This is a genomic window from Pantoea sp. RSPAM1 (genome assembly GCF_038816185.1).
In the GTDB taxonomy this organism is placed as follows: domain Bacteria; phylum Pseudomonadota; class Gammaproteobacteria; order Enterobacterales; family Enterobacteriaceae; genus Pantoea; species Pantoea ananatis.
Map to the genome: position 1 here is coordinate 218,245 of NZ_CP046137.1, position 23,892 is coordinate 242,136.

At 53.5% G+C, this 23,892-nt stretch carries 15 protein-coding genes, 4 tRNA genes and 3 rRNA genes; 17 read left to right on the forward strand and 5 right to left on the reverse strand.

From position 1 onward, the window contains the following. Positions 1-8 precede the first annotated feature (8 nt). From btuB to GKC68_RS01565, 9 genes are all read left to right on the forward strand, one after another. On the forward strand, positions 9-1,865 hold the full coding sequence (gene btuB / locus GKC68_RS01525; protein WP_342656524.1) for a TonB-dependent vitamin B12 receptor BtuB: 1,857 nt from the start codon (positions 9-11) through the stop codon (positions 1,863-1,865). Continuing rightward, the gene (gene murI / locus GKC68_RS01530) at positions 1,810-2,661 is read left to right on the forward strand and encodes a glutamate racemase (RefSeq protein ID WP_028723138.1); all 852 of its coding nucleotides are present in this window, start codon (positions 1,810-1,812) and stop codon (positions 2,659-2,661) included. Before btuB ends, murI begins: the two co-directional genes overlap by 56 nt. 394 nt (positions 2,662-3,055) lie before the next feature. Next, positions 3,056-4,597: ribosomal RNA gene (locus GKC68_RS01535) — 16S ribosomal RNA — on the forward strand. A gap of 73 nt (positions 4,598-4,670) precedes the next feature. Then, positions 4,671-4,747, forward strand: a tRNA-Ile gene (locus GKC68_RS01540). A 142-nt stretch (positions 4,748-4,889) separates the two neighbouring features. After that, positions 4,890-4,965: transfer RNA gene (locus GKC68_RS01545), tRNA-Ala, on the forward strand. Positions 4,966-5,200: 235 nt separating this feature from the next. After that, a 23S ribosomal RNA gene (locus GKC68_RS01550) occupies positions 5,201-8,105 on the forward strand. Positions 8,106-8,330: 225 nt separating this feature from the next. Beyond that, positions 8,331-8,446: ribosomal RNA gene (rrf, locus tag GKC68_RS01555) — 5S ribosomal RNA — on the forward strand. Together the 16S, 23S and 5S rRNA genes with 4 tRNA genes alongside form the textbook arrangement of a ribosomal RNA operon. A gap of 235 nt (positions 8,447-8,681) precedes the next feature. Continuing rightward, positions 8,682-8,758, forward strand: a tRNA-Asp gene (locus tag GKC68_RS01560). Between the two features lie 8 nt (positions 8,759-8,766). Further along, a tRNA-Trp gene (locus GKC68_RS01565) sits at positions 8,767-8,842 on the forward strand. 112 nt (positions 8,843-8,954) lie between these two features. Here GKC68_RS01565 and hdfR read toward each other — a convergent pair. Then, positions 8,955-9,779, reverse strand: a complete 825-nt coding sequence (gene hdfR / locus GKC68_RS01570; RefSeq protein ID WP_047714152.1) for an HTH-type transcriptional regulator HdfR — start codon at positions 9,777-9,779, stop codon at positions 8,955-8,957. 121 nt (positions 9,780-9,900) lie between these two features. Between hdfR and GKC68_RS01575 the strand changes: the two genes are divergently transcribed. Beyond that, a complete protein-coding gene (locus GKC68_RS01575; protein WP_006121163.1) occupies positions 9,901-10,239 on the forward strand; it encodes a DUF413 domain-containing protein in 339 nt (112 codons plus the stop codon). A 23-nt stretch (positions 10,240-10,262) separates the two neighbouring features. Here GKC68_RS01575 and GKC68_RS01580 read toward each other — a convergent pair whose 3' ends face one another. Next, positions 10,263-11,783: a YifB family Mg chelatase-like AAA ATPase gene (locus GKC68_RS01580; protein ID WP_342656525.1), complete on the reverse strand. Its 1,521-nt coding sequence runs from the start codon at positions 11,781-11,783 to the stop codon at positions 10,263-10,265. Between the two features lie 330 nt (positions 11,784-12,113). Here GKC68_RS01580 and ilvL point away from each other — a divergent pair, with 330 nt between their 5' ends. The 6 genes from ilvL (at position 12,114) to ilvA (ending at position 18,670) form a co-directional block, all read left to right on the forward strand. Beyond that, positions 12,114-12,212, forward strand: coding sequence for an ilv operon leader peptide (gene ilvL / locus GKC68_RS01585; RefSeq protein WP_071785161.1), 99 nt, complete (start codon positions 12,114-12,116; stop codon positions 12,210-12,212). A gap of 150 nt (positions 12,213-12,362) precedes the next feature. Next, on the forward strand, positions 12,363-14,009 hold the full coding sequence (gene ilvG, locus GKC68_RS01590; RefSeq protein WP_089528922.1) for an acetolactate synthase 2 catalytic subunit: 1,647 nt from the start codon (positions 12,363-12,365) through the stop codon (positions 14,007-14,009). Further along, entirely contained in the window at positions 14,006-14,263 is a 258-nt protein-coding gene (gene ilvM / locus GKC68_RS01595; protein ID WP_013027665.1) for an acetolactate synthase 2 small subunit, read from the forward strand. The genes ilvG and ilvM overlap by 4 nt, the downstream gene beginning before the upstream one ends. 18 nt (positions 14,264-14,281) lie before the next feature. Beyond that, positions 14,282-15,211, forward strand: a complete 930-nt coding sequence (locus tag GKC68_RS01600) for a branched-chain amino acid transaminase (RefSeq protein ID WP_014604777.1) — start codon at positions 14,282-14,284, stop codon at positions 15,209-15,211. Between the two features lie 59 nt (positions 15,212-15,270). Next, complete coding sequence (gene ilvD / locus GKC68_RS01605) at positions 15,271-17,121, forward strand: dihydroxy-acid dehydratase (RefSeq protein ID WP_047714148.1); 1,851 nt, start codon at positions 15,271-15,273, stop codon at positions 17,119-17,121. 1 nt (position 17,122) lies between these two features. Continuing rightward, the gene (gene ilvA, locus GKC68_RS01610) at positions 17,123-18,670 is read left to right on the forward strand and encodes a threonine ammonia-lyase, biosynthetic (protein ID WP_047714147.1); all 1,548 of its coding nucleotides are present in this window, start codon (positions 17,123-17,125) and stop codon (positions 18,668-18,670) included. Here the strand turns inward: ilvA and ilvY are convergent, their stop codons facing one another. Further along, positions 18,671-19,552, reverse strand: coding sequence for an HTH-type transcriptional activator IlvY (gene ilvY / locus GKC68_RS01615; protein WP_047714146.1), 882 nt, complete (start codon positions 19,550-19,552; stop codon positions 18,671-18,673). A gap of 161 nt (positions 19,553-19,713) precedes the next feature. Between ilvY and ilvC the strand changes: the two genes are divergently transcribed. Then, complete coding sequence (gene ilvC / locus GKC68_RS01620) at positions 19,714-21,189, forward strand: ketol-acid reductoisomerase (RefSeq protein ID WP_028724518.1); 1,476 nt, start codon at positions 19,714-19,716, stop codon at positions 21,187-21,189. Between the two features lie 116 nt (positions 21,190-21,305). On the opposite strand, the gene GKC68_RS01625 is transcribed toward ilvC, so the two are convergent. Both GKC68_RS01625 and GKC68_RS01630 read right to left on the reverse strand, forming a co-directional pair. Further along, positions 21,306-22,547 carry an MFS transporter gene (locus tag GKC68_RS01625; RefSeq protein WP_047714145.1) on the reverse strand — a complete coding sequence of 414 codons (1,242 nt, stop codon included), beginning with the start codon at positions 22,545-22,547 and terminating at the stop codon, positions 21,306-21,308. A gap of 46 nt (positions 22,548-22,593) precedes the next feature. Beyond that, entirely contained in the window at positions 22,594-23,850 is a 1,257-nt protein-coding gene (locus GKC68_RS01630) for an ATP-grasp domain-containing protein (protein ID WP_064365792.1), read from the reverse strand. Positions 23,851-23,892 lie beyond the last annotated feature (42 nt).

Consider the following 23,892-nt stretch of genomic DNA (forward strand, 5'->3'; position numbering starts at 1 on the left):
CGATAAAAATGAGTAAAACAAAAGCCTCGCTGTTTGCCTTCAGCGCAACGGCGATTTCCCTCTGGGCGCAAAATGGCTTTGCGCAGGGTAATGATGATACGCAAATTGTGACCGCCAATCGTTTTCAACAGCCAGTGTCGTCGGTACTGGCCCCGACGACCGTGGTTACGCGTGAAGAGATTGATCGCTGGCAGTCCAAAAGCCTCGTTGATGTCATGCGGCGTTTGCCGGGGGTGGATATTGCTCAAAACGGTGGACTGGGGCAGTCAAGCTCCATGTTTATTCGTGGAACCAATTCCAGCCATGTTCTTGTGCTGATCGACGGTATTCGTCTCAACCAGGCTGGGATTTCGGGTTCTTCCGATCTCAGCCAGATCCCGCTGTCGCTGGTGCAACGAATTGAATATATCCGGGGTGCACGCTCGGCGGTTTATGGTTCAGATGCCATCGGCGGCGTCGTGAATATTATTACGGGCCGCGATAAGCCCGGCACCACGCTGACCGCAGGTGTGGGTTCTAACGGCTATCAGGCATACGATGGGTCCACCCAGCAGCGGCTGGGTGAGGCGACCACAGCCACTCTGGCGGGAAATTATACCTACACCAAAGGGTATGATGTGGTGGCTAACCTGCCTGATGCCTTTAGCGCGGCCCAGCCCGACCGTGATGGTTTTATGAGTAAAACCCTCTTTGGCACGGTGGAGCACCAATTTAACGATCAATTTAGTGGTTTTATCCGTGGCTATGGTTTTGACAACCGCACTGCCTACGATGGACAGCAGGTATCTTTCGATCCCAATGCGTTTGTTGATACTCGCCAACTCTACAGTCAAAGCTGGGATAGCGGCTTGCGCTTCAATCAGGGCATCTATTCAACGCAGTTGGTGGCCAGTTACAGCCATACCAAAGACATTAACTACAGCCCTCAACTGGGGCGATATGACAGTACCGCGACCTTTGATGACATTGAGCAGTATAACGTGCAATGGGGCAACACATTGCAAGCAGAGCACGGCACCTTCAGCGGCGGCGTCGACTGGCGGAAAGAAGCGACTCAGCCCGGTACAAACTTCCTGAGTGAGGGCTACGAACAGCGCAACACCGGCCTTTACGCGACGGCCCAACAAGAATTTGGCGATGTGACGTTGGAAGGCGCACTTCGTGGGGATGACAATAGCCAGTTTGGCTGGCATACCACATGGCAGACAGCCGCAGCCTGGGAATTTGTAGAAGGTTATCGTGTCTTTGCCAACTATGGCACGGCATTTAACGCCCCTAATTTTGGACAGCTATACAGTGGCTTTGGCGGTAACCCGGATCTCAACCCAGAGAAAAGCAAACAATGGGAAGGGGGTTTTGAAGGCCTGACAGGCCCGGTTAACTGGCGAGTGTCGGGATACCGCAATGATATTGATGATTTGATCTCCTATACCAATAATCGCTATTACAATGTCAACCAGGCCCGGATAAAAGGCGTTGAAACAACGGCATCTTTTGATACTGGCGTGCTCTCTCATTCATTATCTTTTGACTATCTTGATGCTCGCGATGCGACGACAAATCAATGGCTGGCTCGTCGGGCAAAAGAACAGTTTAAATATCAGCTGGATTTAACGCTGTATGATTTCGACTGGTCAGTGAGTTATCAGTATCTTGGCCAGCGTTACGACACCAATTTCAACACGCTTGAAACGGTAAAGCTGGGCGGTGTCAGCCTGTGGGATCTCGCCGTATCGTATCCGGTCACATCACATCTGACCGTTCGTGGTAGAATCGCCAACCTGTTCGATAAAGATTACGAGACAGCGTATGGCTATCAGACTCCAGGAAGAGAGTATTACCTCAGCGGAAGCTACAGCTTCTGACCTGCGCCCGACTGTGCTGGTGTTTGACTCCGGCGTAGGAGGGCTTTCTGTCTATGATGAGGTTCGGCAACACCTGCCGGACCTGCATTATCTCTATGCATTCGACAATGCCGGTTTTCCCTATGGTGAAAAAACCGAGACGTTTATTGTCGAGCGTGTGGTCGCGATTGTTGATGCCATTACCCGCCGTCATCCTGTTTCCCTGGTCATCATCGCCTGCAATACAGCCAGCACCGTGACACTGCCCGCATTACGTGAGCGATTTGCCTTTCCTGTCGTCGGCGTAGTGCCTGCGATTAAACCTGCTGCGCGTCTAACGCGTAACGGTGTGGTCGGGCTGCTTGCAACGCGCGCGACGGTCCGTCGCTCGTATACGCATGAGCTGGTGTCGCAGTTTGCCAAAACCTGCAAGATTGAAATGTTGGGTTCAGCCGAACTGGTTGAGCTGGCTGAGGCCAAACTCCATGGCGAAGAGGTGTCGATAGATGAAATCAGGCGCATTGTGCAACCCTGGTTACGTATGGCGGAGCCGCCGGACACAGTGGTGTTAGGATGTACGCACTTTCCTTTACTGCGCGATGAGCTGCAGCAGATCCTGCCGGAAGGGACGCGTTTAATTGATTCTGGGGCAGCCATAGCCAGACGAACGGCCTGGCTATTGGAAAATGAAGCCCCTGAGGTCCGATCGTCACTGCAAAACGTGGCGTTTTGTACCGAGCTGGATGGCGAAGCGGTGCAATTGTCACCAGTTTTGCAACGTTATGGCTTCCCATTGCTTGAAAAACTGGCGCTTTAGAAGGTTTTCGTTGAAAAAAACAGCACTCGGAAAATTTATTGAAATTAGCCCTTGTCAGCCGAAAAGAACTCCCTATAATGCGCCTCCACTGACACGGCACAACGGAATACGAAGCGCCGGGTTAAGTAAGGTTCAGAACGATTCGAACCGGTCAGTTAAGCAAAAATAAGTGCTTGACTGATAAAGCGGAAAGCGTAATATATGCAGCCCGCGCCACAGAGAAGTGTGGCACTGCTCTTTAACAATTTATCAGACAATCTGTGTGGGCACTCGCAGGATTGATATCAGCGTCTCCGGACGTAAAAAATATCAAGTCTTAAGAGTGAACACGTAATAAATTCATTACGACGTTTTCCTTGAGCACCGCTGCACTGGTTGCAGCAAATCAAACTTTAAATTGAAGAGTTTGATCATGGCTCAGATTGAACGCTGGCGGCAGGCCTAACACATGCAAGTCGGACGGTAGCACAGAGGAGCTTGCTCCTCGGGTGACGAGTGGCGGACGGGTGAGTAATGTCTGGGGATCTGCCCGATAGAGGGGGATAACCACTGGAAACGGTGGCTAATACCGCATAACGTCGCAAGACCAAAGAGGGGGACCTTCGGGCCTCTCACTATCGGATGAACCCAGATGGGATTAGCTAGTAGGCGGGGTAACGGCCCACCTAGGCGACGATCCCTAGCTGGTCTGAGAGGATGACCAGCCACACTGGAACTGAGACACGGTCCAGACTCCTACGGGAGGCAGCAGTGGGGAATATTGCACAATGGGCGCAAGCCTGATGCAGCCATGCCGCGTGTATGAAGAAGGCCTTCGGGTTGTAAAGTACTTTCAGCGGGGAGGAAGGCAACAAGGTTAATAACCTTGTTGATTGACGTTACCCGCAGAAGAAGCACCGGCTAACTCCGTGCCAGCAGCCGCGGTAATACGGAGGGTGCAAGCGTTAATCGGAATTACTGGGCGTAAAGCGCACGCAGGCGGTCTGTTAAGTCAGATGTGAAATCCCCGGGCTTAACCTGGGAACTGCATTTGAAACTGGCAGGCTTGAGTCTCGTAGAGGGGGGTAGAATTCCAGGTGTAGCGGTGAAATGCGTAGAGATCTGGAGGAATACCGGTGGCGAAGGCGGCCCCCTGGACGAAGACTGACGCTCAGGTGCGAAAGCGTGGGGAGCAAACAGGATTAGATACCCTGGTAGTCCACGCCGTAAACGATGTCGACTTGGAGGTTGTTCCCTTGAGGAGTGGCTTCCGGAGCTAACGCGTTAAGTCGACCGCCTGGGGAGTACGGCCGCAAGGTTAAAACTCAAATGAATTGACGGGGGCCCGCACAAGCGGTGGAGCATGTGGTTTAATTCGATGCAACGCGAAGAACCTTACCTACTCTTGACATCCACGGAATTCGGCAGAGATGCCTTGGTGCCTTCGGGAGCCGTGAGACAGGTGCTGCATGGCTGTCGTCAGCTCGTGTTGTGAAATGTTGGGTTAAGTCCCGCAACGAGCGCAACCCTTATCCTTTGTTGCCAGCGATTCGGTCGGGAACTCAAAGGAGACTGCCGGTGATAAACCGGAGGAAGGTGGGGATGACGTCAAGTCATCATGGCCCTTACGAGTAGGGCTACACACGTGCTACAATGGCGCATACAAAGAGAAGCGACCTCGCGAGAGCAAGCGGACCTCATAAAGTGCGTCGTAGTCCGGATCGGAGTCTGCAACTCGACTCCGTGAAGTCGGAATCGCTAGTAATCGTGGATCAGAATGCCACGGTGAATACGTTCCCGGGCCTTGTACACACCGCCCGTCACACCATGGGAGTGGGTTGCAAAAGAAGTAGGTAGCTTAACCTCCGGGAGGGCGCTTACCACTTTGTGATTCATGACTGGGGTGAAGTCGTAACAAGGTAACCGTAGGGGAACCTGCGGTTGGATCACCTCCTTACCTGAAGATACCTTCGTGCGAAGTGCTCACACAGATTGTCTGATAGAAAGTCACGAGCAGAAAAAACCTCTACAGGCTTGTAGCTCAGGTGGTTAGAGCGCACCCCTGATAAGGGTGAGGTCGGTGGTTCAAGTCCACTCAGGCCTACCAACTTCGCACTCATGCTGCGTTATGTCTCCGGCTCGCATAGTTCACTATGCTTCGCGGACACACGCCTTGCCTGAGCACGAAGTGCATTTCTCACGAAGTGCACGCGGTTGAGTGGTGGTAGTGGTCTCTGCAGTAACTGTATGGGGCTATAGCTCAGCTGGGAGAGCGCCTGCCTTGCACGCAGGAGGTCAGCGGTTCGATCCCGCTTAGCTCCACCATACTCACTACTGTATTTTTTTCTGAAAATACTTCAGAGCGTACCGGCAACGGTGTGCTGCGAAGTATTCTGCTCTTTAACAATCCGGAACAAGCTGAAAATTTGAAACGACACAGCGTCGCATTCTTCCGTAATAAAGAATGATGACAATGTGTTCGAGTCTCTCAAAAGCTTACAGCTTACAAGCTAACTGTGGTGCCGTTACGGTAAAACAGATAAACGCCTGTGGGTTGTGAGGTTAAGCGACTAAGCGTACACGGTGGATGCCCTGGCAGTCAGAGGCGATGAAGGGCGTGCTAATCTGCGATAAGCGCCGGTAAGGTGATATGAACCGCAATAACCGGCGATACCCGAATGGGGAAACCCAGTGTGATTCGTCACACTATCATGCAGTGAATACATAGCTGTATGAGGCGAACCGGGGGAACTGAAACATCTAAGTACCCCGAGGAAAAGAAATCAACCGAGATTCCCCCAGTAGCGGCGAGCGAACGGGGAGGAGCCCAGAACCATCATCAGCTTGTGCATCAGTGGAAGCGTCTGGAAAGTCGCAGGGTACAGGGTGATACTCCCGTACACAAAGGTGCACAGGTTGTGAGTTCGATGAGTAAGGCGGGACACGTGGTATCCTGTCTGAATATGGGGGGACCATCCTCCAAGGCTAAATACTCCTGACTGACCGATAGTGAACCAGTACCGTGAGGGAAAGGCGAAAAGAACCCCGGCGAGGGGAGTGAAACAGAACCTGAAACCGTGTACGTACAAGCAGTGGGAGCACCTTCGTGGTGTGACTGCGTACCTTTTGTATAATGGGTCAGCGACTTATATTCTGTAGCAAGGTTAACCGTATAGGGGAGCCGCAGGGAAACCGAGTCTTAACTGGGCGTTAAGTTGCAGGGTATAGACCCGAAACCCGGTGATCTAGCCATGGGCAGGTTGAAGGTTGGGTAACACTAACTGGAGGACCGAACCGACTAATGTTGAAAAATTAGCGGATGACCTGTGGCTGGGGGTGAAAGGCCAATCAAACCGGGAGATAGCTGGTTCTCCCCGAAAGCTATTTAGGTAGCGCCTCGTGAACTCATCTCCGGGGGTAGAGCACTGTTTCGGCTAGGGGGCCATCCCGGCTTACCAACCCGATGCAAACTGCGAATACCGGAGAATGTTATCACGGGAGACACACGGCGGGTGCTAACGTCCGTCGTGAAGAGGGAAACAACCCAGACCGCCAGCTAAGGTCCCAAAGTCATGGTTAAGTGGGAAACGATGTGGGAAGGCCCAGACAGCCAGGATGTTGGCTTAGAAGCAGCCATCATTTAAAGAAAGCGTAATAGCTCACTGGTCGAGTCGGCCTGCGCGGAAGATGTAACGGGGCTAAACCATGCACCGAAGCTGCGGCAGCGACGCTTATGCGTTGTTGGGTAGGGGAGCGTTCTGTAAGCCGTCGAAGGTGGCCTGTGAGGGCTGCTGGAGGTATCAGAAGTGCGAATGCTGACATAAGTAACGATAAACAAGGTGAAAAACCTTGTCGCCGGAAGACCAAGGGTTCCTGTTCAACGTTAATCGGAGCAGGGTGAGTCGACCCCTAAGGCGAGGCCGAAAGGCGTAGTCGATGGGAAACAGGTTAATATTCCTGTACTTGGTGTTACTGCGAAGGGGGGACGGAGAAGGCTATATCAGCCGGGCGACGGTTGTCCCGGTTTAAGCGTGTAGGTGTGTGTTCCAGGCAAATCCGGTTCACTTTACACTGAGGCGTGACGACGAGGCACTACGGTGCTGAAGTGATAAATGCCCTGCTTCCAGGAAAAGCCTCTAAGCATCAGGTAACACAAAATCGTACCCCAAACCGACACAGGTGGTCAGGTAGAGAATACCCAGGCGCTTGAGAGAACTCGGGTGAAGGAACTAGGCAAAATGGTGCCGTAACTTCGGGAGAAGGCACGCTGTCGGTAGGTGAAACCCCTCGCGGGTGGAGCTGAAGGCAGTCGAAGATACCAGCTGGCTGCAACTGTTTATTAAAAACACAGCACTGTGCAAACACGAAAGTGGACGTATACGGTGTGACGCCTGCCCGGTGCCGGAAGGTTAATTGATGGGGTTATCCGCAAGGAGAAGCTCTTGATCGAAGCCCCGGTAAACGGCGGCCGTAACTATAACGGTCCTAAGGTAGCGAAATTCCTTGTCGGGTAAGTTCCGACCTGCACGAATGGCGTAATGATGGCCAGGCTGTCTCCACCCGAGACTCAGTGAAATTGAAATCGCTGTGAAGATGCAGTGTACCCGCGGCAAGACGGAAAGACCCCGTGAACCTTTACTACAGCTTGACACTGAACACTGAGCCTTGATGTGTAGGATAGGTGGGAGGCTTTGAAGCGTGGACGCCAGTCTGCGTGGAGCCGGCCTTGAAATACCACCCTTTAATGTTTGGTGTTCTAACGTAGGCCCGTGATCCGGGCTGCGGACAGTGTCTGGTGGGTAGTTTGACTGGGGCGGTCTCCTCCCAAAGCGTAACGGAGGAGCACGAAGGTTGGCTAATCCTGGTCGGACATCAGGAGGTTAGTGCAATGGCATAAGCCAGCTTGACTGCGAGAGTGACGGCTCGAGCAGGTGCGAAAGCAGGTCATAGTGATCCGGTGGTTCTGAATGGAAGGGCCATCGCTCAACGGATAAAAGGTACTCCGGGGATAACAGGCTGATACCGCCCAAGAGTTCATATCGACGGCGGTGTTTGGCACCTCGATGTCGGCTCATCACATCCTGGGGCTGAAGTAGGTCCCAAGGGTACGGCTGTTCGCCGTTTAAAGTGGTACGCGAGCTGGGTTTAGAACGTCGTGAGACAGTTCGGTCCCTATCTGCCGTGGGCGCTGGAGAATTGAGGGGGGTTGCTCCTAGTACGAGAGGACCGGAGTGAACGCACCGCTGGTGTCCGGGTTGTCACGCCAGTGGCACTGCCCGGTAGCTAAGTGCGGAAAAGATAAGTGCTGAAAGCATCTAAGCACGAAACTTGCCCCGAGATGAGTTCTCCCTGAGCCTTTAAGGCTCCTGAAGGGACGTTGAAGACGACGACGTTGATAGGCCGGGTGTGTAAGCGCAGCGATGCGTTGAGCTTACCGGTACTAATGACCCGTGAGGCTTAACCTTACAACGCCAGAGGCGTTTTGGTTGAGAGACAGAAGAATTTTCAGCATTGTTTCCCGGATAAAGAATTAGCGGTGTCCTGCGGACGTGAGTCCGACGGATTTTGCGCTGAGGCAAGGCGTCGACTGAGGCGTTACGAAGGAGCATACGTGGGTATGTGACTGAGTGGCGCGAGGGAAGACAACACAGCATCAGCACAAAAGACACAGGACAGTGCACCAAGATTTGCCTGGCGGCTGTAGCGCGGTGGTCCCACCTGACCCCATGCCGAACTCAGAAGTGAAACGCCGTAGCGCCGATGGTAGTGTGGGGTCTCCCCATGCGAGAGTAGGGAACTGCCAGGCATCAAATTGAACGACCTGCACGTGACTTCGGGCAGTTCACTACTCAACAGAGTAGGACAAAAGCGAACGCTTTTGAACGCTGCGAGGCAGCGGCCCGAAGGGTGAATCACAGCGTGATTCATAAACTGCCAGGCATCAAATTGAGACCAGTACGCTGGTCGTGACCTTACCGGTGACGCGGAAGGGCGATATACCTGATATCAGAACGTTTTTCTGACGTCAGTACAGAATCGGTGGAGCGGTAGTTCAGTTGGTTAGAATACCTGCCTGTCACGCAGGGGGTCGCGGGTTCGAGCCCCGTCCGTTCCGCCACCCTTTTTAGGGGCGTAGTTCAATTGGTAGAGCACCGGTCTCCAAAACCGGGTGTTGGGGGTTCGAGTCCCTCCGCCCCTGCCAGAAAGAGAAAAATCCTTTGCTTCGGCGAAGGATTTTTTTTTGCCTGCAGAAAACTTAAAAAGAAAACCAGCCAGCAGATACTGGCCCACGCCTCTTTGACGTCCCCCTGTTTTTAATTCGGTACCACAGGAAACTTTAACAGCTGACGGATGTACGTTTGCTGATCGCTGTTTTGTAGCCACACCGCATAAAGAGGGCGAACGGCTACAGAAGTATCAGGCATTACCATCAAATCGCTGTAAAGGCCTTGCCAGAAATCAGGTAGAAACGCACATGCACCTGTCGTGTGAAGCAACTCGCGCGTCACCTGGGCGGATGTGGTGGTTAACACGGGCACATCGTCACCGCCAGAGAGATAGCTTTGATGCTGATGAAAGTCGGCTCCCCATTCCAGTTTTATATAATCATATTTTTCACGCTTGTCTGTCTGTCGTGAGCGAAACAGCGCCAGTGAGATATGACCGATCTGCTGACTGGTTAACTCATCCATCTTCGGCGCTTCTGTGGTGATTAATAAATCCAGCTGACGTTCGTGAAGCTGCTTAACCAGTAAATGGCGTTGTGCCACACGCGCTTCCAGATGGAGGCTCTCACGGTTCTCATAGAGCGTCTGAAGCCAGGGTGTTAAATACGCCTCCCATAACGAGGCACTGGCACCAATAGAGAGCTCGTGGTGCTGCTGCGTATGCGACACTTCTTTCTTGGCCATCAGCCACGTATTCATCAGGCTTTCCGCATAGGGCAGCAGCCGCTCACCTGCGGAGGTCAGACGGATATTGTTACGATGGCGGGTAAAAAGATTAACACCAAGCTGATTTTCTAACTGGCGGATGCGAAAACTGACAGCAGACTGCGTTAAATAAAGTGCTTCTGCAGCGCGCCCGAAATGGCGAGTTCTGCTCACTTCCAGGAAAGTTTTCAGTAATTCCGTATCCACAACGTTCTCCCAAAATTTGTTTGTCGTATAGATTTAAATGTTTTGTTTTACACTCTGTCAAGCCTATCTAATACTCCGCGCCATAAATAGCACGGCCATACGAGAAACAGGAGCGTGTAACATGGCGGAAAGCTTCTCAACGGAAAATCGTTTCTTTGACAACAAACATTACCCACGCGGTTTTTCGCGGCATGGTGACTTTACGATTAAAGAAGCACAGCTACTTGAACGTCACGGCGTAGCGTTTAATGAGCTGGACCTCGCCAAGCGTGAGCCAGCAACAGAAGAAGAGCGTCTGTTCATTGAGGTTTGTCGTGGCGTGCGTGAGCCACAAACGGAAGCAGAACGTGTATGGTCCAAATACATGACACGTATTAAGCGTCCTAAGCGTTTTCACACGCTGTCAGGCGGTAAACCACAGATGGATACCGTTGAAGACTACACCGAAAGCGACGATTAATGAGAAGGGGCGAAAGCCCCTTTTTACTGCAAGCTCTTGTGCAAATAGATCATCAGTCGGTCAATGCTTCGATAGCTTACTGCTTCCTGAAGATGATGACGTCCAATCACCTCTTCCCCCGCTAAATCGGCCACCGTGCGCGCCACTTTCAGGATACGTTGCCACGCCCTCACCGATAAGCCCAACTGATTTAAAACAGACTCAAGCCACCGTGCATCCGATGGCGAAATCTGACACCACTGTAGTACCTCTGAATTAGCCAACTGCGCATTGATCTTCCCTGAGCGCGCCATCTGTACCTGACGTGCGGCAAAAACGCGCTCACGCACTTCTGCAGAGCTTTCCCCTGCCTGCCGTTGCTGACTCAGCATTCCTGCAGGAAGCAGCGGAACTTCCAGTGACAGATCAAAGCGATCCAGGAAAGGGCCAGAAAGTTTGCTGAGATAGCGTAAAATCTGCTGTGGCGACGTACGGTTATGCTGTCCCTGATAGTGTCCGGTTGGGCTGGGATTCATTGCTGCGATTAACTGAAAGCGTGCAGGATAAACGACGTTGGCCCTCGCCCGTGAAATGGCCACTTCGCCAGACTCAATGGGTTCACGTAACGCGTCCAGCACGCTGCGCTGAAACTCGGGCAGTTCGTCCAGAAACAGCACGCCGTTATGTGCCAGCGAGATTTCTCCGGGTCGTGGTAACGCACCGCCCCCGACAATGGCATACAGAGAAGCGCTGTGATGAGGGGCCCTAAAAGGCCGCTTACGCCATCGCAGATGCAACGGGGATGTCTGGCTCAGGCTGGCGATGGCGGCGCACTCCAGGGCTTCCTGATCGCTTAACGGCGGCATGATACCGGGTAAGCGTGTGGCGAGCATGGTTTTACCGGTTCCTGGCGGACCGATCAACAACAGATTATGTCCACCTGCAGCGGTAATCTCCAGGGCACGCCGTCCCTGCTCCTGACCCACGATATCGCGAAGATCTTCGGTAATGCTGTCATCATCTTCAACATGAGCGGTTGCGGTCGCTAACTCACACTTACCGTGTAAAAAGGCACAAATCTCGATCAAATGTGCGGCGACTAAAGTCGCGCCCTGACGTATCAATCCCACATCAGGCTGGTTTTCAGCTGAGAGCACCAGTTGCCGACCGGCCCCTGTCGCAGCCAGTGCCGCCGGAATGGCGCCTTTAACGCCGCACAGACCACCGTCAAGCGCCAGCTCACCCAGAAACTCGTAGTGGTTGAGCTTGTCCGCAGGAAGCTGCTCAGAGGCCACCAGAATGGCAATAGCCATAGGCAAATCGTAGCGGCCGCCTTCTTTGGGTAAGTCTGCCGGGCCTAAGTTGATGGTGATACGTCGGGCAGGGAAGTCAAAACCGCTGTTGATAATGGCACTGCGTACGCGTTCACGCGCCTCTTTCACGGTCGTTTCAGGCAATCCTACCAACGTGAGTGCGGGCAATCCGTTACTGATATGCACTTCAATCGTCACCAGCGGCGCTTCAACACCGATGGCTGCCCGTGTCAGCACCTTTGACAATGACATAGCGGCCCCCAAATGCGGCCATTCTGTACCCGGAATTTAGGTGTAGCGAAGGCCAGAACAAGGAAATGAATGTCGCCCCGCAAACTTTTTACCTGCCATACATCGGGTTTCACATTTTGCAGAAGCAGACTGTGAAATCGTCAAAATGCAATGAGCGGCCTTTTTTTGTCCGGAACCCCGGATGATAAAATAATCTTTTAATAACAATTCGATAATGAATACGGTAAACCTGCGTGAATAAAAAACCTGATAAAAAATATTGTAATTAGAGGGGTAACTATGATAACTCTGTAGGCATTACTTCGAACGAGTTAAAGAATCGAATACGTTATGAAAGCCCTTCTACTAGTGATTAGCCTTGTCGTGATTAGCGTGGTGGTGATTATTAACCCACTGTGCGGGGCAACGCTTGGAGCAAGAAAGGCTTAAAAATCAAGCCAGAACTCTAAAAAACCCCCCGCACCGAAAGGTCCGGGGGTTTTTTTTTGACCTGGCAAAAACTTAGTAAATCTACAAGGAACAAACAATGAACAGTAGCATAAAATTCTGTTGTTCCCCTCGGAATACAGGAGAATAGCGATGACAGGTGCACAATGGGTAGTTCAGGCTTTACGCGCACAGGGCGTTGATACCGTATTTGGCTATCCTGGTGGTGCGATCATGCCAGTATACGATGCGCTATACGACGGCGGCGTAGAACACCTGTTGTGCCGCCATGAGCAGGGCGCAGTAATGGCCGCAATCGGCTATGCCCGTTCAACCGGCAAAACCGGCGTTTGCATTGCAACCTCTGGCCCCGGCGCGACGAATCTGATCACCGGTCTTGCCGACGCCATGATGGACTCTGTTCCGGTCGTCGCCTTAACCGGGCAGGTCGCCTCTGCGTTCATCGGCACGGATGCATTCCAGGAAATTGATGTTCTTGGCCTGTCATTAGCCTGCACAAAACACAGCTTTATGGTTGAGTCTCTGGACGCGTTGCCTTCCGTGATGGCCGAGGCATTCGCCATCGCGCAGTCGGGTCGCCCCGGGCCGGTATTAGTGGATATCCCAAAAGATATTCAGCTGGCAAAAGGCGAGCCTTCGCCACAGTTGATGCCGGTCGAAGAAGTGATGTCGATGCCGCACCAGGCCATTGTTGAAGCGCGCGCCATGATGGCTAAGGCTAAAAAGCCGATATTCTATGTGGGCGGCGGTGTAGGGATGGCGCAGGCCGTGCCGGCGCTGCGCGCGCTGATGCAGGAGACCGGCATACCTTCTGTCGCCACGCTGAAAGGCCTGGGAAGTGTTGACGCCGACAGCGAAGGCTATCTGGGCATGCTGGGCATGCACGGTACTAAGGCCGCGAACCTGGCCGTGCAGTCCTGTGACCTGTTGATTGCCGTTGGCGCGCGTTTTGACGACCGCGTCACCGGTAAACTGGATACGTTTGCCCCGCTGGCCAGCGTGATTCATCTGGATGTTGATCCCGCAGAACTGAACAAGTTGCGCCGTGCGCATGTTTCACTGCAGGGCGATCTTAACCATGTCCTGCCAGCCCTGAGCCAGCCTTTACAGATTCAGACATGGCGTGACGAAGTGGCCGCCCTGAAAGCCCAGCATGCATGGCGCTACGATCACCCCGGCGAAGCGATCTATGCGCCGTTGTTATTGAAGCAACTGTCCGATCGCAAGCCTGCTAACACCGTGATCACGACCGACGTCGGCCAGCACCAGATGTGGGCGGCCCAGCATATCGTCTGTGACGCACCTGAAGATTTCATCACCTCCAGTGGGTTAGGCACCATGGGCTTTGGGCTGCCCGCGGCGATCGGTGCGCAGGTGGCGCGTCCCAACGATACGGTTATCTGCGTCTCGGGCGATGGCTCGATCATGATGAACATTCAGGAGTTGGGCACCATCAAGCGTGGCAAGCTGCCTGTAAAAATTTTGCTGCTCGATAACCAGCGCTTAGGCATGGTGCGCCAGTGGCAGCAGCTGTTTTTTGATGGTCGCTACAGCGAAACCATCCTGACCGATAATCCCGACTTCCTTACGCTGGCCAGCGCGTTTGATATCCCTGGCCAGCGAATCACCCGTAAAGATCAGGTCGACGCCGCACTCGATGCTCTGCTGAGCAGTGAAGGACCTTACTTCCTGCATGTTTCAATCGATGAGCATGAAAACGTCTGGCCATTGGTACCGCCTGGTGCCAGCAACGCCAACATGATGGAGAAAACCGTATGAACCAGCATCAATTGTCTATCGAAGCGCGCTTTCGACCTGAAATATTGGAACGTATTTTACGTGTGGTACGCCATCGTGGTTTTCAGGTGTGTTCCATGAACATGGCCACCGTGGCTAACACTGAGAACATTAATATCGAAATGACCGTTGCCAGCCAGCGCTCTGTCGATTTACTGTCTTCCCAGCTAAGAAAACTGATGGATGTCGCCTGCGTCCAGACTCAACAACAGACATCACAACAAATACGCGCCTAGTCGCGAAAGGAAATAATAATGAGTACCAAAAAAGCAGACTTTATTTGGTTCAACGGCGAAATGGTTAAGTGGGAAGAGGCAAAAGTCAGCGTGATGTCTCATGCTTTGCACTACGGCACATCCGTATTTGAAGGCGTTCGCTGCTATGACTCCCATAAAGGGCCGGTTGTATTCCGTCACCGTGAGCACATGCAGCGCCTCCACGATTCGGCCAAAATCTACCGTTTCCCAATCAAACACAGCGTTGATGAACTGATGGAAGCCTGCCGTGAAGTCATTCGCGTCAACAACCTGAAAAGCGCCTATATCCGCCCGCTGGCTTTCGTCGGTGATGTGGGACTGGGCGTGAACCCGCCGGATGGCTTTACGACCGACGTGATCATTGCAGCCTTTCCGTGGGGCGCTTATCTGGGTGCTGAAGCGCTGGAAAACGGTATTGATGCAATGGTGTCTTCATGGAACCGCGTTGCGCCAAACACATTGCCAACCGCGGCAAAAGCAGGCGGCAACTACCTTTCCTCATTGTTAGTGGGCAGCGAAGCGCGCCGCCATGGTTATCAGGAAGGCATTGCACTGGACACCAATGGCCTGATCTCAGAAGGTGCAGGCGAAAACCTGTTTGAAGTGAAAGACGGTGTGCTGTTTACCCCGCCGTTTACCTCATCTGCACTGCCGGGCATCACCCGCGATGCCATTATTACGCTGGCGCGTGATATGGGCATCGAAGTACGTGAACAGACGCTGTCCCGTGAGTCGCTCTATCTGGCTGATGAAGTCTTTATGTCTGGCACCGCAGCTGAAATTACTCCAGTGCGTAGCGTTGACCGCATTCAGGTTGGCGCAGGCAAATGCGGTCCCGTCACCAAACGCGTTCAGCAGGCCTTCTTTGGCCTGTTCACCGGCGAGACTGAAGACAAATGGGGCTGGCTGGACCCGGTTAACGCATAACCAGACCTGCGCGGATGTCGCTGGATGTCCGCGAACTTATTTTCACTGGAGTAAAGAGCATGCCTAAGTACCGTTCCGCTACCACCACCCACGGCCGCAACATGGCCGGTGCCCGTGCCCTCTGGCGCGCAACAGGAATGACCGACGATGATTTCGGCAAACCGATTATTGCCGTCGTGAACTCCTTCACCCAGTTTGTGCCGGGCCACGTTCACCTGCGTGATCTGGGTAAGCTGGTTGCCGAGCAAATCGAAGCGGCTGGTGGCGTGGCCAAAGAGTTCAACACGATAGCGGTGGATGACGGTATTGCCATGGGCCATGGCGGCATGCTGTATTCTCTGCCTTCCCGGGAACTGATTGCTGACTCCGTCGAGTATATGGTGAATGCGCACTGTGCCGATGCCATGGTCTGCATTTCAAACTGCGACAAAATCACCCCAGGCATGTTGATGGCCGCGCTGCGCCTGAATATTCCGGTGATCTTTGTTTCCGGCGGCCCAATGGAAGCCGGTAAAACCAAACTGTCCGATCAGATCATCAAGCTGGATCTGGTGGATGCCATGATCCAGGGGGCTAACCCGAACGTCAGCGATGCCGACAGCGAGCAGATTGAACGCTCCGCCTGTCCGACCTGTGGCTCCTGTTCAGGCATGTTCACCGCAAACTCCATGAACTGTCTGACCGAAGCGCTGGGCCTGTCGCAACCGGGTAACGGTTCCCTGCTGGCCACTCACGCCGACCGTAAAGAACTGTTTATCAACGCCGGTAAGCGCATCGTCAGCCTGACCAAACGCTATTACGAGCAGGACGATGCCAATATGCTGCCGCGCAACATCGCCACTAAGGCAGCGTTTGAAAATGCCATGACGCTGGATATCGCGATGGGCGGCTCTACAAATACCGTTCTGCACCTGCTGGCTGCCGCGCAGGAAGGCGAGATCGACTTCAACATCTCTGATATCGATCGCCTGTCACGCAAAGTGCCTCAGCTGTGCAAAGTGGCGCCAAGCACGCCGAAATATCACATGGAAGACGTGCACCGCGCCGGTGGCGTGATCGGTATTCTCGGCGAGTTGGATCGTGCCGGACTCATCGACACCAGCGCACGCAACATTCTGCAGCAAAGCATGCGTGAAACGATCGATCAGTACGACATCATGCTGACTCAGGATCAGGCGGTGAAGGACATGTTCCGTGCGGGTCCAGCCGGTATTCGAACGACTCAGGCGTTTTCGCAAAGCTGCCGTTGGGACACGCTGGATGATGACCGTACTGAAGGCTGCATCCGCACGCGCGAACACGCCTATTCTCAGGATGGCGGTCTGGCCGTACTCTACGGCAACATTGCTGAAGATGGCTGTATCGTAAAAACCGCGGGCGTCGATAAAGAGATTCTGACCTTCAGCGGCCCGGCCAAAGTCTATGAAAGCCAGGATGACGCAGTAGAAGCTATCCTCGGTGGCAAAGTGGTGGCAGGTGACGTGGTTGTGATTCGCTACGAAGGGCCAAAAGGTGGACCGGGCATGCAGGAAATGCTGTATCCCACCACCTACCTGAAATCGATGGGGCTGGGTAAGAGCTGTGCCCTGATCACCGACGGTCGCTTCTCTGGCGGTACCTCTGGCCTGTCAATTGGTCATGCCTCACCCGAGGCAGCCAATGGCGGCACCATCGCGCTGGTTAAAGATGGCGATACCATTGAAATTGATATTCCGAACCGCGGCATCAAGCTGGCCGTGCCGGATAATGAACTGCACGCGCGCCGTGAAGAGCAGGAAGCACGTGGCGATGCCGCTTACACGCCGATGAACCGTCAGCGCGAGGTGTCGTTTGCCCTACGCGCCTATGCATCGCTTGCCACCAGTGCCGACAAAGGTGCCGTGCGCGATAAGAGTAAGCTGGGAGGCTAGAATGGCTGAGGCTCAACCGCTACCCGAGGCGCCCTGCGGCGCCGAGTATTTGCGCGCTGTATTGCGTTCACCGGTATACGAAGTGGCACAGGTTACCCCGCTGCAGAAGATGGAAAAAATCTCTGCGCGTCTGGGCAATACCATTCTGGTCAAGCGAGAAGATCGCCAGCCGGTGCACAGCTTTAAAGTGCGCGGCGCCTACGCGATGATTGCCGGACTTAACGAAGAGCAGAAAGCACGCGGCGTCGTCACCGCGTCTGCGGGCAACCATGCTCAGGGCGTTGCTTTATCCGCCACGAAGCTGGGCATCAAGTCGCTGATCGTGATGCCGCTTGCCACTGCCGACATTAAGGTGGATGCCGTGCGTGCATTTGGCGGAGAAGCCTTCCTGTTTGGTGCCAACTTTGACGAGGCAAAAGCTAAAGCTATCGAGTTAGCGACGCAGCAGGGTTACACCTTTGTCCCGCCGTTTGACCATCCGGCAGTTATTGCCGGACAGGGTACGCTGGCGATGGAACTGCTGCAGCAGGATGCGCATCTTGATCGGGTTTTTGTCCCGGTGGGTGGCGGTGGTCTGGCGGCCGGTGTGGCCGTCCTGATCAAACAGCTGATGCCGCAAATCAAAGTGATTGCCGTAGAGTCAGAGGATTCAGCCTGCCTGAAGGCAGCGCTGGATGCCGGTGAGCCGGTAGATTTACCGCGCGTGGGCTTATTTGCCGAAGGTGTGGCGGTGAAACGCATCGGTAGTGAAACCTTCCGCCTGTGTCAGGAATTTCTCGACGATATCGTCACCGTGGACAGCGATGCTATCTGCGCGGCCATGAAAGATCTGTTCGAAGATGTGCGCGCCGTGGCGGAGCCTTCAGGGGCGCTGGCGCTGGCAGGCATGAAGAAATATGTTCAGCAACATGACATCAAAGGCGAGCGCCTGGCGCACGTGTTGTCGGGTGCTAACGTTAACTTCCATGGCTTGCGCTACGTTTCTGAACGCTGCGAGCTGGGTGAACAACGTGAAGCGCTTCTGGCCGTCACTATACCGGAACAGCAGGGTAGCTTCCTCAAGTTCTGCCAGACGCTGGGTGGTCGCTCGATTACCGAATTCAACTATCGCTATGCCGACACCGACAAAGCCTGCATCTTTGTGGGAGTGCGCCTGACGCGGGGGATGGAGGAGCGCGCAGAGATCATCAGTCAGTTAACGGAAAACGGCTATCAGGTGGTGGATCTGTCTGACGATGAGATGGCAAAGCTGCACGTGCGGTACATGGTGGGCGGCCGGCCTTCCAAGCCGCTGCGTGAGCGCCTGTTCAGCTTTGAGTTTCCGGAAGCGCCCGGCGCATTGCTTAAGTTTCTGCAAACGCTGGGCACGCACTGGAATATCTCGCTGTTCCATTACCGTAGCCACGGCACGGATTACGGCCGGGTCCTCACGGCCTTCGAGCTTGGCAACGACGAACCGCGTTTTGAAGAGCACCTTGCCGATCTGGGCTACGATTTCCACGACGAAACGCATAATCCGGCATTCCGCTTTTTCCTGGCAGGCCAGTAACTATAGCTGGTGCCAGAATGCACTGATAAGCGGCTCCCCGAGCCGCTTTTTTTGTACGCAAACCCCCAGCTCCAGCGGCGCGACGGATGCCACGCTTTCCAGCGGTAACACCCGGTTTCGTACCGGCTCAGGGCTGTTCTCCAGCACCACATCCGGCAACAGGGCAACGCCACAGCCAAGCGCCACCATGGAAACAATCGCTTCATGACCCGCAACCGTGGCGTAAATCAACGGGTTAACAATGCGGTGACGACGAAACCAAAGTTCAATGGCCCGACGAACCGGCCCCTGTTCGGGCAAAATAAACGGAATCTGTGTCCAGTCAGGTACCTCTTCCGTTGCCTGACTGCGTACCGGGCAGGGCAGCGCAGGCGCAATCAGCCCCAGCGGCAGCAGCCCCAGCGTGGTGAAATCAATGCTGGCCGGTAGCGACTCAGGCCGGCCCGCGATAGCCAGGTCTGCATTGCCCGACTGCACCGTTTCAATCGCATCCGCCGCATCGCCAGTAGTCAGTTTGATTTCGACCTGAGGATGCTCGGCGCGGAAGCGATCCAGAATAGGCGGCAGATGGCTATAGGCCGCCGTCACCGAGCAAAACAGCCGCAGTTCGCCACTGAGTGAAGGGCCGTTGAGATCCATGGCATGGCGCAATTGCTGATACTGCAGTAAGGTTTGTTGTGCAAATAACTTCAGTCTTTCGCCCGCTTCGGTGAGCGCCACGGTGCGGTTATCACGCAGAAACAACGCGTGGCCGACATCCTCTTCCAGCCGCTGAATCTGGCGCGACAGCGTGGACGGGCTGACGTGCATGGCCCGTGCGGTGCGGCCAAAATGGCAGCTTTCTGCCAGATGTAAAAACAATTTGAGATCGCGTAAATCCATAGGGAATCTACCTCAGGATGGCATTGCAATTGTTGCAATGTAATGTTGTTAATATATCAATTTAAGCAACAGAAGTCCTGTCATATGATGGGGTCATTCGCGGCGCTGAACCTTACGCCGTCAACAGACAAAAGCAAACACAACATTTAACCGGAGTACCCATGGCTAATTACTTCAATACACTGAATCTGCGCAACCAGTTAGCGCAACTGGGCAAATGTCGTTTTATGGGGCGTGACGAGTTCGCGGATGGCGCCAGCTTCCTGAAAGGCAAAAAGATTGTGATTGTGGGCTGTGGTGCTCAGGGTCTGAACCAGGGTCTGAACATGCGTGATTCAGGTCTGGATGTGTCTTATGCCCTGCGTGCAGAAGCCATCGCTGAAAAACGTGCTTCTTACCGTAAAGCCACCGACAACGGTTTCAACGTGGGCACTTACGAAGAACTGATTCCTCAGGCAGACCTGGTGGTTAACCTGACGCCAGACAAACAGCACTCCGCCGTTGTTCAGGCTGTACAGCCACTGATGAAAGACGGTGCCGCGCTGGGCTATTCACACGGTTTCAACATTGTTGAAGTAGGCGAAACCATCCGTAAAGACATCACCGTTGTTATGGTTGCGCCGAAGTGCCCGGGTACCGAAGTGCGTGAAGAATACAAGCGTGGCTTCGGCGTACCGACGCTGATCGCGGTTCACCCGGAAAACGATCCGAAAGGTGAAGGTATGGCGATCGCCAAAGCCTGGGCTTCTGCCACCGGTGGCGACCGCGCGGGCGTGCTGGAATCTTCTTTCGTTGCCGAAGTGAAATCTGACCTGATGGGTGAGCAGACTATTCTTTGCGGCATGCTGCAGGCCGGTTCTCTGCTGTGCTTCGATAAGCTGGTGGCGGAAGGTCACGATGCGGCTTACACCGAAAAACTGATTCAGTTTGGCTGGGAAACCATCACCGAATCCCTGAAGTTTGGTGGCATTACGCTGATGATGGATCGCCTGTCGAATCCGGCCAAACTGCGTGCTTACGCGCTGTCTGAGCAGCTGAAAACCATCATGGCACCGCTGTTCCAGAAGCACATGGATGACATCATTTCCGGTGATTTCTCTGCGGGCATGATGGCGGACTGGGCGAATGACGATAAGAAGCTGCTGACCTGGCGCGAAGAGACCGGTAAAACCGCGTTCGAAACCGCACCTCAGTTCGATGGCAAAATCGAAGAGCAGGAATACTACGACAAAGGCGTTGTCATGGTTGCCATGGTCAAAGCGGGCGTTGAGCTGGCATTTGAAACCATGGTTGATGCTGGCATCATCGAAGAGTCGGCTTACTACGAATCGCTGCATGAGCTGCCGCTGATTGCCAACACCATTGCCCGTAAGCGTCTGTACGAAATGAACGTGGTGATTTCTGATACCGCTGAGTACGGTAACTACCTGTTCTCCTTCGCGGCCGTTCCACTGCTGAAAGAGTTCATGACCACGCTGCAGCCGGGCGATCTGGGTAAAGCGATAGAGGGCACACAGGTGGATAATGCCCAACTGCGCGACGTTAACGAAGCTGTTCGTCAGCATCCTATCGAGCAGGTTGGCCGCAAACTGCGTGGCTACATGACCGATATGAAACGCATCGCGGTTGCAGGCTAAGCCGCACCGTCACTGTTTTCAGCAAAACAGCACAGGCAAAAAGGGCGCAGCCATCTGGCTGTGCCCTTTTTATGTATTAAGCCTGCGGCTTGTTATGGCAATTCAGGTATAAAAAGTTAACAGGATGGCTCTGACACGATCACTGGGGGTAATAAACTTTTATAGCCAAAGACACGGCGCCCGAAGAAAATCAAAAGCAAGCCAAACACTAATGCGGCAACCAGAATAATGCTAATGATTTGCAGCGGCATAAAATGCCCGGACAGCAGCGATACCACAGCCCCACTCGCCGGTACTGAACACATGTTCATCAAGCCAATAATTCCCATGGTTTTCCCTAAATGTTCTTTAGGAATGACCTGGCTTCTCAACGTGCGCAAATAAACACTGAATGCACCGTCAAAAGCCATCAGCACAGCATAGCCTGCCAGATACATTGCGTAATCAACGGACAGCGACATTACGGCACCCGCAAGAATCATGGCGCAAAACGAAAATGTTCCCAACGTGGACAAACCAAAGCGGCTGGCAAACCTGGGAACAAAGAAGAATGCCACGATACTGACGAGAGCGGCTGTTGTCTGCAAGGCGCCAAAGTAGCGATCGGACAGGTTGAACTCTTTTAAAATGACCGCTGCGCTCACGACCAGCGCCGCGCCGTAAACCAGATTCACGACCCAGGTCAGTGCGCAAAGATGCAGCAGTATTTTGTTTTTCTTGAGCACGTGCAATGCCGTTCGGTTAGATGCCAGTAAGGTATGAAACCCTAGCTTTTCCGTCACCTCTAGATCGTGTGTTTCCAAAAAAAGATAATTAATAGCCGAAATGGCAAACAGACCAGCTGCGACGATCAAAATGCTGTCGATGCCGCCCCACGAAGAAATCGCAACCGCGATAGCAGGCCCCAATACCATAGTGATTTGATCGACGCCCTGAAGCATGGAGTGGGCTTTCGGCAAGGCTTCACTGGACAAATGACGAGGCAAGAGGGCATCCGTGGCCACAAAGTTGAGAACATAGGCTACAGACAACAAAGCCATCATCGCGGCCAGGGCCGGAAAAGTTGACCCCGGATACCAGTAAAGAAGGGCGAAGACGGCCCCCATCAGTAAGGCACGAAGAGCATCGACATTGAAAAAGATGAAACGGGGCTTGATGCGGTCAGCCATAAATCCCGATAACGGGAAGAAAATAATGCGTGGCAGCCATTCAATGACAAAGGCCAGGGATGAAAGCGTAAGCGACCCTGTCGCCTTGAGAATAGCCAGAGGAACAGCAAACAGTAAGAACTGATCGCACAACGCGCCGACAAAACGGGAAAAAACGAAGCGCTTTAAACCGAAGTTTTCAGCAGACATAAGGGGACTCCTGCTTGAAAGCCGCTTTGCAGCGGCTCAAAAATAATTACGCCTGGCGTAAGGTAAAGAGCGTAGTCGCCAGGTCATCCGCAGTGCGTAGATGCTCATTAAAACCGGTTTCCGGCTTCCGGCTGGGCCAAAAAAACTCTACCGATCCCTCACGTGTTTTCCAGGACTCGAGCTTCTTCGATGTATCCAGCGGTTTTGCGGTGATCTGCATATTCACAATGTGATCAGGAAGGCTGGCAGGAAGCGTCACTTTCTCAATTGTGCCGACAGGCGCTTTTATAAAGGCCACTGCACTCAGGCCTTTCGGCACTAAAGGTTCTGCAAGGGGTTTAAGCGCGTTTAAATGGCTTGCTACATGCAACTCATAAGGATTAATGCCATAGCTCCGTTCAACCAGATCCATAATGGTGTCGCCGCCGGTGCGGGCACCCACTTCAATGATTTTGATCTCTCCGGCGGGGGTAATTCGCGCTTCAAAATGCGCCACGCCATAATGAATGCCCAAGGCATGACAGGCGCGCTCCGCGATATCCCGCAACTGTGCGTTACTGGCATGAACGGAAGGGACACTGTGTCCCACTTCAACAAAATGAGGTTCCTCGCCCAGATATTTATCCGTTACCGCAATAGCTTTGTGGTAGTCACCTTGATTTATTACCTCAACGCTAACTTCCTGAAGAGAGGGAATGTACTCTTCCACCTGGAACAGATCTTCGGGAGCATAGGATTCACCGTTAAGTGAGATGACGTCAGCCACACTTCTGGCAAAGCTCGGTTCAATCTCCTCTTCACGGGTAATCTTCAGAACACCAAGACTACCTGCCATTTCACGGGGCTTAATAACGACAGGCAGCCCAATATCACGAATATGGTGTCTGAGTTCTTCCAGCGTACTGAATGCGGCAAAACGTGGCACCGGTAATCCGGCCTTCTCCAGCAGTTGTTTCATGACAAACTTGTCACGGCAATTATGAATAGTCTGACGACTATTACCCTGAAGCTGATAATGTTCAGCCACCAGACTGGCGGCGCGGACAGTGAAATCATTCATAGGAATGGCGGCGGCGGGTTTGCACCCTGTTGAGGCTTCATGGGCTTTTACCGCATTTAATACGGCGTTTTCATCGGCGACATCACCTGACAAATAGCCGTCAAAAAATTTGATTGCGGCATTGGTACGATTTTTTGCCATGGTGAGCACCTGCATTCCGCCTGCTGCGCGCAGTGCACCGGCTAATACACGTTCACGAAGGGAAAACTCGCCGCCTAAAATTAATATATAACGCTTATCCATGTTGCTTCTCCTGCAAAGAGGTTGGGCCGTTTATCTGACCCA

What these genes read in the sequence shown, in the direction of transcription:
- btuB (WP_342656524.1), top strand. Translation starts at nt 9, where the DNA reads ATGAGTAAAACAAAAGCCTCGCTGTTTGCCTTCAGCGCAACGGCGATT.
- murI (WP_028723138.1), top strand. Translation starts at nt 1,810, where the DNA reads ATGGCTATCAGACTCCAGGAAGAGAGTATTACCTCAGCGGAAGCTACA.
- GKC68_RS01575 (WP_006121163.1), top strand. Translation starts at nt 9,901, where the DNA reads ATGGCGGAAAGCTTCTCAACGGAAAATCGTTTCTTTGACAACAAACAT.
- GKC68_RS01580 (WP_342656525.1), bottom strand. Translation starts at nt 11,783, where the DNA reads ATGTCATTGTCAAAGGTGCTGACACGGGCAGCCATCGGTGTTGAAGCG.
- ilvL (WP_071785161.1), top strand. Translation starts at nt 12,114, where the DNA reads ATGAAAGCCCTTCTACTAGTGATTAGCCTTGTCGTGATTAGCGTGGTG.
- ilvG (WP_089528922.1), top strand. Translation starts at nt 12,363, where the DNA reads ATGACAGGTGCACAATGGGTAGTTCAGGCTTTACGCGCACAGGGCGTT.
- ilvM (WP_013027665.1), top strand. Translation starts at nt 14,006, where the DNA reads ATGAACCAGCATCAATTGTCTATCGAAGCGCGCTTTCGACCTGAAATA.
- GKC68_RS01600 (WP_014604777.1), top strand. Translation starts at nt 14,282, where the DNA reads ATGAGTACCAAAAAAGCAGACTTTATTTGGTTCAACGGCGAAATGGTT.
- ilvD (WP_047714148.1), top strand. Translation starts at nt 15,271, where the DNA reads ATGCCTAAGTACCGTTCCGCTACCACCACCCACGGCCGCAACATGGCC.
- ilvA (WP_047714147.1), top strand. Translation starts at nt 17,123, where the DNA reads ATGGCTGAGGCTCAACCGCTACCCGAGGCGCCCTGCGGCGCCGAGTAT.
- ilvY (WP_047714146.1), bottom strand. Translation starts at nt 19,552, where the DNA reads ATGGATTTACGCGATCTCAAATTGTTTTTACATCTGGCAGAAAGCTGC.
- ilvC (WP_028724518.1), top strand. Translation starts at nt 19,714, where the DNA reads ATGGCTAATTACTTCAATACACTGAATCTGCGCAACCAGTTAGCGCAA.
- GKC68_RS01625 (WP_047714145.1), bottom strand. Translation starts at nt 22,547, where the DNA reads ATGTCTGCTGAAAACTTCGGTTTAAAGCGCTTCGTTTTTTCCCGTTTT.
- GKC68_RS01630 (WP_064365792.1), bottom strand. Translation starts at nt 23,850, where the DNA reads ATGGATAAGCGTTATATATTAATTTTAGGCGGCGAGTTTTCCCTTCGT.